This window comes from Kluyvera intermedia, assembly GCF_021440345.1.
In the GTDB taxonomy this organism is placed as follows: Bacteria; Pseudomonadota; Gammaproteobacteria; order Enterobacterales; family Enterobacteriaceae; genus Kluyvera; species Kluyvera intermedia_A.
Window position 1 is genome coordinate 21,389 of sequence record NZ_JAKCNS010000051.1, and the last position, 10,695, is coordinate 32,083.

Consider the following 10,695-nt stretch of genomic DNA (forward strand, 5'->3'; position numbering starts at 1 on the left):
TGTGTTCGTTCGCTTGCCGCCTGGAGGCGGCATGAATGAGAGGGTATATACACGGTAATGATATCAATTTTATGATCTTATTATCCGTGATGACGGCGGGAGTGCAACCGCTGAAAATTGCGATGTGCTCTCAGATTAACTGTCTGCGCTGCTGGCTCAGCTTGCGGTATTGCTGTGGCGACATGCCGACCAGCTTGCTGAATGTACTGTAAAAACGGCTGCTGGAGCGGAACCCGGCGGTCATGGCAACGTCGAGAATAGTTTTATCGGTATCGCTTAACAGGGCGCGCACGTGGTTAATCCGCATCGCCGTAATGTACTGCTTTAAGGTGAGCTGCATTACCCGCTGGAAAATGCCCATTGCGTAGTTGGCGTTGAGTTTGACGTGCTCGGCGACGTCGTTGATGGTCAGCGCCTGATCGTAGTTATCGGCAATAAACCCCAGCATCTGGCTGACGTAAAACTGTGCGTGACGCGAGACGCTGTTTTTATGGGTGCGTGAGGTTTTGTTGAGCAGAATCGGTTGCCAGCCTGACAGACTAAAGCGCTTGAGCATCAGGCCGATTTCATCGATCGCCAACTGGCGAATTTGCTCATTCGGGCTGTTCATCTCCTGCTGCCAGCGCAGGACTTCAAAAGTGCTGAGCTGCTGTGTTGCTAACGATTTAATTACCATCCCGTGGGTGACATGGTTAATCAACTCCCGGTCCAGCGGCCAGGAGAGAAACAGGTGCATCGGCAGGTTGAAAATCGCCATCTGCTGGCAATGACCGATACGCGTGAGCTGATGCGGGGTACAGGCCCAGAAGAGGGTGATATGTCCTTGCTTAATCTGCACGACCTCATTGTTTATCAGGTACTCCACGTCGCCGTCGAACGGCACGTTGACCTCTACCTGACCGTGCCAGTGGCTGGTGGGCATCACATGCGGTCGGCGTAACTCAATATCCATGCGCTGATATTCGGAATAGAGCGACAGCGGGCTGCGGGTCTGCTTTTCATCGCCATTGCACATATGCGGGTCGGGCGGCAGAAAGGTTATCGGCTCGGTACTCATAGTGACTCCATTTCCTGAATTGTCAGAATCATGCCAGCTTTGGCGGCGGCAGACCGCGAATACGGACACATATCCAACGGCTGTTATTCATCATAGAGCGAAAGTGAGGCCGGATACTCTGCTTTTCAGGTGATTTTATCCCAAAAGCTCAGATCGGAATGAGGTCAACATAGGATCTGAGTTTATGGGAATGCTCCTCAGGGAAGCTGGAGGTTTTTCGCCGTTTCGCGTGCCACCATGAACGTGTTCACTACTGTTCTGGAGAGTCATGATGACAGCACCAAAGATTACCTTTATCGGCGCGGGTTCGACTATTTTCGTCAAAAATATTCTCGGCGATGTTTTTCATCGCGAGGCGTTAAAGTCGGCGCATATTGCGCTGATGGATATTGATGAAAAGCGGCTGGAAGAGTCGCACATTGTGGTACGTAAACTGATGGACTCCGCCGGCGCATCGGGCCACATCACCTGCCATACCAACCAGAAAGCGGCGCTGCAGGATGCAGATTTTGTCGTCGTCGCTTTCCAGATTGGCGGCTATGAGCCGTGCACCGTCACCGATTTTGACGTTTGTAAACGCCACGGGCTGGAACAGACTATCGCCGATACCCTTGGCCCTGGCGGCATTATGCGTGCGCTGCGTACCATTCCGCATCTTTGGCAAATCTGTGACGACATGACGGAAGTCTGCCCGGATGCCACGATGCTGAACTACGTTAACCCGATGGCGATGAATACCTGGGCCATGTATGCCCGTTACCCGCATATCAAACAGGTGGGGCTGTGTCACTCGGTACAGGGGACCGCGGAGGAGCTGGCGCGTGACCTGGATATCGATCCTGCCACGCTACGTTACCGCAGCGCGGGAATTAACCACATGGCTTTTTACCTTGAGCTGGAACGTAAAACGGCCGATGGCAGCTATGTGAATCTGTATCCGGAACTGCTGGCGGCCTATGAATCAGGGCAGGCGCCGAAGCCAAATGTCCATGGCAACGATCGCTGCGAGAATATCGTACGCTACGAGATGTTCAAAAAACTGGGCTACTTTGTTACCGAGTCCTCTGAACATTTTGCCGAATACACCCCGTGGTTTATCAAGCCGGGTCGTGAAGACCTGATTGCGCGCTATAAAGTGCCGCTGGATGAATATCCGAAACGCTGCGTTGAACAGCTGGCGAACTGGAATAAAGAGCTGGAAGAGTACAAAACCGCCGAGCGAATCGATATCAAACCGTCGCGCGAATACGCCAGCACCATCATGAACGCCATCTGGACCGGTGAGCCGAGCGTGATTTACGGTAACGTACGTAACGACGGGCTTATCGATAACCTGCCGCAGGGCAGCTGTGTGGAAGTGGCCTGTCTGGTGGATGCCAACGGCATTCAGCCAACCAAAGTGGGGACAATTCCATCGCATCTGGCGGCGATGATGCAGACCAATATCAACGTCCAGACGCTGCTGACGGAGGCCATTTTGACCGAAAACCGTAGTCGGGTGTATCACGCGACGATGATGGATCCGCATACTGCCGCAGTCCTTGGTATTGAGGAGATTTATGCGCTGGTGGATGACCTGATTGCCGCTCACGGCGATTGGCTACCGGCCTGGCTGCACCGTTAATACCTGACGACGCCGGGCGGTGTATCCGGCGTTTTACCTCGCACATAACAGCAGGCGGGCGTTGGTAACAGCGACCCGGTACCCTATGAGCATCTCTCTGAAAACAAAATTAAGTTACGGGTTCGGTGCATTTGGTAAGGATTTCGCGATCGGCATCGTTTACATGTATCTGATGTATTACTACACCGACGTGGTTGGCCTCTCGGTTGGCGTGGTCGGGACGCTGTTTCTGGTCGCTAAGATCTGGAACGCGTTCAACGATCCGGTGATGGGATGGATCGTGAATGCGACCCGCTCGCGGTGGGGGAAATTTAAACCGTGGATCCTGCTCGGCACGCTGGCTAACTCGCTGGTGCTGTTTTTGCTGTTCAGCGCCCATCTTTTCGAGGGGACGGCGCAGATTGTCTTCGTTTGCGTGACCTATATTCTGTGGGGCATGACCTACACCATTATGGATATTCCATTTTGGTCGCTGGTGCCGACAATCACCCTCGACAAACAAGAGCGTGAGCAACTGGTGCCATTCCCGCGCTTTTTTGCCAGCCTCGCCGGATTTGTGACCGCCGGGGTGACGCTACCGTTTGTCAGCTACGTTGGCGGCGGGGATCGGGGCTTCGGTTTTCAGATGTTTACGCTGGTACTGATTGCATTCTTTATCGCGTCAACGATCGTCACCTTGAGAAACGTGCATGAAGTGTTCTCGTCAGACAGCGATGCGACGGCAGACAGCTCGCGGCTTTCGCTCAAATCGATTCTTGCCCTGATCTACAAAAACGATCAGCTCTCGTGTTTACTGGGCATGGCGCTGGCGTATAACGTTGCGTCGAACATCATTACCGGCTTTGCCATTTACTACTTCACCTACGTGGTGGGCGATGCTGCGCTCTTCCCGTACTACCTTTCCTATGCGGGCGCGGCCAATCTGCTGACGCTCATACTCTTCCCACGGCTGGCGAAATCACTTTCGCGGCGGATTTTGTGGACGGGAGCCTCGGTGATGCCGATCTTGAGCGCCGGTGTGCTGCTGCTGATGGTGCTCGCCGGTTCCCATAGCCTCATTCTGATCTGCGTGGCCGGGGTGTTCCTTAACGTCGGTACGGCACTGTTTTGGGTGCTACAGGTCATTATGGTGGCCGACACGGTGGATTACGGCGAGTACAAGTTTAACGTGCGCTGCGAGAGTATTGCCTACGCGGTGCAAACCATGGTGGTGAAGGGGGGCTCGGCATTTGCGGCGTTCTTTATTGCGGTGGTGCTGGGGGTGATTGGCTACGAGCCTAACGGCGTACAGTCGGCAGAAACCATCTTTGGTATGCAGTTTATTATGATTGCGCTGCCAACGCTGTTCTTCGCTATCACGCTGGCGCTCTACTTCCGCTATTACCGCTTGAATGGCGATATGCTGCGTAAAATCCACATCCATTTGCTGGATAAATATCGCAAAGTACCGCAGCCGACGTCGATACCTGATGCGCCAATGGCGCCCGTTGCCGCCGTGAGCGAAGCGAAGGTGTGATCATGGAGTGGATCTCGCTGATTGGCTATCTGGCGGCAAGCCTGACAACGCTCTCTTTTTTGCCACAGGCGTTTAAGGTTATCACCACCCGCAACACTCAGGGAATATCCGGACTGATGTACGTCATGTTTGTCTGTGGTCTGGTGCTGTGGCTGGTATACGGGGTGATGATTGAAGATACGGCGGTCAGCATGGCAAATCTGCTGACCCTGCTGTTTGCTCTGCCGATTTTGATTATCAAGCTACGTCGGGGGTAGCGAGGAAGAGGTTATCTCTCCGGCCAACACGGACAGCGTGTCGGCCGGAGAAAACAGTCAGGCGCTTATCAGGGCATAACGCTTTAACTGCCGACAATGCACGCCCGCCAGAAAAATGACCGTTGTCAACGCGCCGAGCAGGGCGCAAAACATATCCGATTGGGTGTCCCACGGATCCCCCTGGGTACCGAGGAAATCGTCCGCGCCTTGTCCCATCGCCAGTGCGGCCCACCATTCGATAAGTTCATAGGTGGCGCTGATGGCCAATGCCACGCAGCATACCAGGAACGCCAGCATCTTACGGCCGCGAACAAATTGCCCACGGGCGAGAATTTCCCGCGCCGCCAGCGCCGGAACCAGCCCCTGGAAGAAGTGGCCCAATTTATCGTACGGGTTACGGCTGAGATCCAGCCACGCCTGTACATCAAAACCCACCGGCACTTTGGCGTAGGTGTACTGCCCGCCGACCATCAGAATAATGGCGTGAAAGAAAATCAGCGCGTAGAGCAGGGGAGTCAGCGGGTAGCGTTTGGCCGTCAGCAGCAGCAATGGCACGATGATAATCACCGGCGTGACTTCCATAATCCACGTCACCTTCTCGGTGGCGCTGACGCCGGTATAGATCAGAAACAGCGCCAGCAACAGGGCGCCTGCGGGTAACAACAGAGGATTTAAGCTGCGGATCATCATGAATTCGCGATTAAAGGGAAAACAACACTATTGACCGTTGCGGTGGAAAATTCAATGTTCGGTGTTGTTCCGTCAGCGGAATGTCAGGCTTGGCTTACGGTTCAGTCATTTACCCATCCCGCTTTCGCTTATATACTCGTGCTTCTGCTATCAGCAACCAGACGGATTACATGTACCAACCTGTCGCACTATTTATTGGCCTGCGCTATATGCGCGGGCGGGCAGCGGACCGCTTCGGTCGCTTTGTTTCCTGGCTGTCGACCATCGGCATTACGCTTGGCGTGATGGCGCTAGTCACCGTTCTTTCGGTGATGAACGGCTTTGAACGCGAGCTGCAAAACAACATCCTGGGGCTGATGCCGCAGGCCATTCTGAGCGCTGAACAAGGCTCGTTGAACCCGCAAAAATATCCTGAAGCGAGTATCAAACTGCAGGGCGTGACCCGTGTGGCACCGCTAACCACCGGCGATGTGGTGCTGCAAAGCGCGCGCAGCGTCTCGGTTGGCGTGATGCTGGGCATCGATCCGGCGCAAAAAGATCCGCTGACCCCGTATCTGGTGAACGTCAAACAGACCGACCTTGTGGCCGGGAAGTACAACGTGATAATCGGTGAACAGCTTGCCGGGCAACTGGGCGTAAACCGTGGCGATCAAATTCGCGTCATGGTGCCGTCTGCTAGCCAGTTTACGCCGATGGGGCGTCTGCCAAGCCAGCGTCTGTTTACGATAATCGGTACCTTCGCGGCCAATAGTGAGGTTGACGGCTACCAGATGCTGGTCAACATTCAGGATGCGTCGCGTTTGATGCTGTACCCGCTGGGTAATATCACCGGCTGGCGTCTGTGGCTGGATAAACCGCTCCAGGTTGACACCTTAAGTCAGCAAACTCTGCCGGAAGGCACCAAATGGCAGGACTGGCGCGAGCGTAAAGGCGAGCTGTTCCAGGCCGTGCGCATGGAAAAGAACATGATGGGCCTGCTGCTGAGCCTGATCGTCGCCGTGGCGGCGTTTAACATCATCACCTCTCTGGGGCTGATGGTGATGGAGAAGCAGGGAGAAGTGGCGATTCTGCAAACGCAGGGGCTGACGCCAAGACAGATCCTCACCGTCTTTATGGTGCAAGGCGCTAGCGCCGGGATAATCGGCGCGCTGCTGGGCGCGGTGCTTGGCGTGCTGCTCGCCAGCCAGCTGAATAATTTAATGCCGATTATCGGCGCGTTCCTCGACGGCGCGGCGCTGCCGGTCGCCATCGAGCCGCTGCAGGTTATCGTGATTGCGCTGGTGGCGATGGCCCTGGCGCTGCTGTCTACGCTGTACCCTTCCTGGCGCGCTGCCGCCACTCAACCCGCTGAGGCTTTACGTTATGAATAAGATCCTGTTGCAATGCGACAACCTGTGCAAACGCTATCAGGAAGGCACCGTGCAAACTGATGTTCTGCACGATGTCAGCTTCAGTATTGCCGAAGGCGAGATGATGGCTATCGTCGGTACCTCCGGTTCGGGGAAAAGTACGCTTCTGCATCTGCTGGGTGGCCTGGATACGCCAACCTCTGGCGACGTGATTTTCAGCGGCCAGCCGATGAGCTCGCTCTCTTCAGCGGCGAAAGCCGAGCTGCGTAATCAGAAGCTCGGCTTTATCTACCAGTTCCACCATTTGCTGCCGGATTTCACCGCGTTGGAAAACGTGGCGATGCCGCTGTTAATTGGCAAAAAGAAACCGGCCGAGATCAACAGCCGCGCGTTGGAAATGCTCAAAGCGGTAGGGCTCGACCATCGTGCTAGCCACCGTCCATCTGAGCTGTCCGGCGGCGAGCGTCAACGTGTGGCTATCGCCCGTGCGCTGGTGAATAACCCGCGTCTGGTGCTGGCGGATGAACCGACCGGCAACCTCGATGCCAAAAATGCCGACAGCATCTTCAAGCTGCTCGGAGAGCTGAATCAATCGCAGGGCACCGCCTTTTTAGTGGTGACACACGATTTGCAGCTTGCCAAACGGATGGGCCGCCAGCTGGAGATGCGTGACGGTCGCTTAAGCGATCAACTAACCCTGATGGGAGCACAGTAATGGCTCCGTCGCTATCGTTACTGATTGGCCTGCGGTTTAGCCGCGGGCGTCGGCGCGGCGGAATGGTGTCGCTGATTTCCGTTATTTCTACTGTTGGTATTGCGCTGGGGGTGGCGGTGCTGATCCTCGGCCTGAGCGCGATGAATGGCTTCGAGCGCGAGCTGAACAACCGTATTCTGGCGGTGGTGCCGCACGGTGAAATCGAAGCGGTGAATCAACCGTGGAATAACTGGCGCACGGTGCTGCCAAAAGTCGAAGCGGTGAAGGGGATTGAAGCCGCCGCGCCGTACATCAACTTTACCGGCCTTGTGGAAAGCGGCAGCAATCTACGCGCCATTCAGGTGAAGGGCGTTGATCCGCAGCAGGAAAGCAAGCTGAGTGCGCTGCCGAGCTTTGTGCAGGCCAATGCGTGGGCCAATTTCAAGGCCGGTGAGCAGCAGGTTATCCTCGGCAAAGGGGTTGCGGATGCGCTGAAAGTGAAGGCCGGAGATTGGGTTTCTATCATGATCCCCAACTCCAACCCGGAGCATAAGCTGTTGCAGCCTAAACGTGTACGTCTGCACGTGACCGGAATTTTGCAGCTAAGCGGCCAGCTTGATCATAGTTTTGCCATGATCCCGATGCAGGATGCCCAACAGTATCTCGATATGGGGGACAGTATCTCCGGTATCGCCATCAAGGTGCAGGACGTGTTTAACGCCAATAAGCTGGTGCGCGACGCGGGTGAAGTTACCAATAACTACGTCTACATCAAAAGCTGGATTGGCACCTACGGCTATATGTACCGCGACATTCAGATGATTCGCGCCATCATGTATCTGGCGATGGTGCTGGTTATCGGCGTGGCCTGTTTTAACATCGTCTCCACGCTGGTGATGGCGGTGAAAGACAAAAGTAGCGATATTGCGGTGCTGCGCACATTGGGCGCAAAAGACGGGCTGATCCGCGCGATTTTCGTGTGGTATGGTTTATTAGCTGGCCTATTGGGCAGCGTATGCGGGGTGGTTATCGGGGTGCTTGGCTCCCTGTATCTGACCGGCATTATTAACGTGATTGAAAAACTTATTGGTCATCAGTTTTTATCTGGTGACATTTATTTTATCGACTTCCTGCCGTCTGAATTGCACTGGCTGGATGTCGTTTATGTGCTGGTCACGGCACTATTGCTGAGTCTGCTGGCAAGCTGGTATCCCGCCCGCCGCGCCAGCCGTATTGACCCTGCGAGGGTGCTAAGTGGCCAGTAATTTGACGTCCTGACCGTGCGGCTTTGCTGCTGCGCGCGTCAGATTACTCTATGAATTTCGAGTTGCAGGAAGATGGCAGACAAGTGAAGCCATCTTCCTGCAGCTTGAAAGACGACGAGTATGAGAGGAATTGACAATGATGCATTATGGATTTGACATTGGCGGCAGCAAAATCGCACTTGGTGTATTTGATTCATCGCGCCAGCTTCAGTGGGAAAAACGGATACCTACGCCGAAAGAGAGCTATGAACGTTTTCTTGAGGCCGTGATCGGACTGGTAGTTGAGGCCGATGAGCGCTTTAATTGTCGGGGTAGCGTCGGCATTGGTATCCCCGGCATGCCGGAAACTGAAGGTGGCCTGCTGTATGCCGCCAACGTCCCGGCAGCCAGCGGTCAGCCGCTGCGTGCCGATCTGAGCCGTTTGCTGGAGCGCGATGTCCGCCTCGATAATGACGCCAACTGTTTTGCCATCTCAGAAGCCTGGGATGACGAGTTTACCCAATACCCGCTAGTCATGGGGCTGATTCTGGGTACCGGCGTGGGTGGCGGTATTGTGCAAAACGGTAAATCGATTACCGGTCACAGCTATATTACCGGCGAGTTTGGCCATATTCGCCTGCCGGTTGATGCACTCGAAGTGGTGGGGCGTGATTTTCCGCTAACCCGCTGCGGATGCGGTCAGCTCGGTTGTATTGAAAACTATTTATCCGGTCGCGGTTTTGCCTGGTTGTATAACCACTTTTACCAGCAATCGCTCACCTCGCCGGAAATTGTTGCCCTTTGGGAGCAGGGAGATCATAACGCCCGTGAACACGTCGAGCGTTACCTGGATCTGCTGGCCGTGTGCCTCGGCAACATACTGACCATCGTCGACCCGGATTTGCTGGTGCTTGGCGGAGGATTGTCTAATTTTTCAGCGATCGCCGATGGACTTGCGCACCGCTTACCGCGCCATTTGTTGCCTGTAGCCCGTCCGCCGCGTATTGAACGCGCGCGTCATGGTGATGCAGGAGGGATGCGCGGCGCTGCGTTCCTTCATCTTACTAACTAACATGGAGTAGATATGCAGTCGCGCCGCTTACATCGATTGAGCCGTTTTCGTCGGAATAAACGTCAGTTGCGCCAACGTCTGCGCCAGCGAACCTTTTTCGCGGATAGGGCTATGTCAGAGCAAATGGATAAACCAAGAGTGCTTGTGTTAACGGGCGCCGGGATTTCGGCGGAGTCAGGGATTCGCACCTTCCGTGCGGCTGATGGGTTATGGGAAGAGCATAAAGTTGAGGACGTCGCGACGCCGGAAGGCTACGCGCGCGATCCCGCGCTGGTGCAGAAATTCTATAATGAACGTCGCCGTCAGCTACAGCAGCCGGAAATTGCTCCCAACGCTGCTCACCTGGCGCTGGCGCGTCTGGAAAAGGCGCTCGGCGATAATTTTATGCTGGTGACGCAAAATATCGATAATCTACACGAACGTGCGGGTAACAGTGACGTGCTGCATATGCACGGCGAGTTGCTGAAAGTGCGCTGTACGCACAGCGGCCAGGTCTTTGACTGGACGGGCGACATGCCGGTTGATGAACGTTGTCACTGCTGTCAGTTCCCGGCACCTCTGCGACCGCATATCGTCTGGTTTGGCGAGATGCCGTTTGAGATGGACCACATCTATCTGGCGCTGTCGATGGCGGATATTTTCATCGCCATCGGGACTTCCGGCCACGTCTATCCGGCGGCCGGTTTTGTCCATGAGGCGAAGCTACACGGTGCGCATACCGTTGAGCTGAACCTTGAACCAAGCCAGGTAGGCAGCGAGTTTGAAGAGAAGCATTATGGTCCGGCAAGCGAAGTGGTGCCTGCATACGTTGAGAAGTTGCTCAAAGAGCTGTGAGTTAGCGCGTTGGTAAAGTAAAGGGCAGGGCTTATGTGCCCTTTACTTGTCAGTTAAGTGCGATATTCCGTTCACTTGATGTTTGTCAGAACATGAGACATTGATACCCGTGAACGGGCTAAGGGGGGCGCCGCGCCCCCCTTAGCAATCCCCGCGGCCCCGCGGTGAAATCGGTGCTTCGCACTGNNGGCACGGCGAAACTCGACGTCCTGTCTCGGTTCGCCTCAGTCCGCCATCCTGGCAGACTGACCTTGTCTTCCTTTCTCCGGCTCACCGATTTCAAGCGGGGACTCATCGGTTCCAGCGACACTGGCGTTTGTTTTTAGCTAAAAAACGGAAGCGGCATAGGTGGCGTCTG

Annotated in this window: 10 protein-coding genes; 8 read left to right on the top strand and 2 right to left on the bottom strand. The window is 55.1% G+C overall.

The annotated features are described in order from the left end of the window. Nucleotides 1–130 precede the first annotated feature (130 nt). Nucleotides 131–1,057, bottom strand: a complete 927-nt coding sequence (melR, locus tag LZ634_RS15895; RefSeq protein ID WP_234507010.1) for a transcriptional regulator MelR — start codon at nt 1,055–1,057, stop codon at nt 131–133. A gap of 268 nt (nt 1,058–1,325) precedes the next feature. Here melR and melA point away from each other — a divergent pair, with 268 nt between their 5' ends. The 3 genes from melA (at nt 1,326) to LZ634_RS15910 (ending at nt 4,454) form a co-directional block, all read left to right on the top strand. Continuing rightward, entirely contained in the window at nt 1,326–2,681 is a 1,356-nt protein-coding gene (gene melA, locus LZ634_RS15900; protein ID WP_234507013.1) for an alpha-galactosidase, read from the top strand. Between the two features lie 85 nt (nt 2,682–2,766). Further along, nucleotides 2,767–4,197 (top strand): melibiose:sodium transporter MelB, encoded by a 1,431-nt coding sequence (melB, locus tag LZ634_RS15905; RefSeq protein WP_234507015.1) that lies wholly within the window; start codon nt 2,767–2,769, stop codon nt 4,195–4,197. A gap of 2 nt (nt 4,198–4,199) precedes the next feature. Continuing rightward, entirely contained in the window at nt 4,200–4,454 is a 255-nt protein-coding gene (locus tag LZ634_RS15910) for a SemiSWEET transporter (RefSeq protein ID WP_112202244.1), read from the top strand. A 57-nt stretch (nt 4,455–4,511) separates the two neighbouring features. Here the strand turns inward: LZ634_RS15910 and LZ634_RS15915 are convergent, their stop codons facing one another. Then, the gene (locus LZ634_RS15915) at nt 4,512–5,141 is read right to left on the bottom strand and encodes a DUF2238 domain-containing protein (RefSeq protein WP_234507026.1); all 630 of its coding nucleotides are present in this window, start codon (nt 5,139–5,141) and stop codon (nt 4,512–4,514) included. Nucleotides 5,142–5,314: 173 nt separating this feature from the next. On the opposite strand from LZ634_RS15915, the gene lolC reads away from it, so the two are divergent. From lolC to cobB, 5 genes are all read left to right on the top strand, one after another. After that, on the top strand, nt 5,315–6,514 hold the full coding sequence (lolC, locus tag LZ634_RS15920; protein ID WP_234507017.1) for a lipoprotein-releasing ABC transporter permease subunit LolC: 1,200 nt from the start codon (nt 5,315–5,317) through the stop codon (nt 6,512–6,514). Then, nucleotides 6,507–7,208 carry a lipoprotein-releasing ABC transporter ATP-binding protein LolD gene (gene lolD, locus LZ634_RS15925; RefSeq protein ID WP_112202245.1) on the top strand — a complete coding sequence of 234 codons (702 nt, stop codon included), beginning with the start codon at nt 6,507–6,509 and terminating at the stop codon, nt 7,206–7,208. Before lolC ends, lolD begins: the two co-directional genes overlap by 8 nt. Next, nucleotides 7,208–8,452, top strand: coding sequence for a lipoprotein-releasing ABC transporter permease subunit LolE (lolE, locus tag LZ634_RS15930; protein WP_234507019.1), 1,245 nt, complete (start codon nt 7,208–7,210; stop codon nt 8,450–8,452). The genes lolD and lolE overlap by 1 nt, the downstream gene beginning before the upstream one ends. A 139-nt stretch (nt 8,453–8,591) precedes the next feature. Beyond that, nucleotides 8,592–9,503, top strand: a complete 912-nt coding sequence (gene nagK, locus LZ634_RS15935; RefSeq protein ID WP_234507028.1) for an N-acetylglucosamine kinase — start codon at nt 8,592–8,594, stop codon at nt 9,501–9,503. Between the two features lie 12 nt (nt 9,504–9,515). After that, nucleotides 9,516–10,337, top strand: coding sequence for a Sir2 family NAD+-dependent deacetylase (gene cobB / locus LZ634_RS15940; RefSeq protein ID WP_234507022.1), 822 nt, complete (start codon nt 9,516–9,518; stop codon nt 10,335–10,337). Nucleotides 10,338–10,695 lie beyond the last annotated feature (358 nt).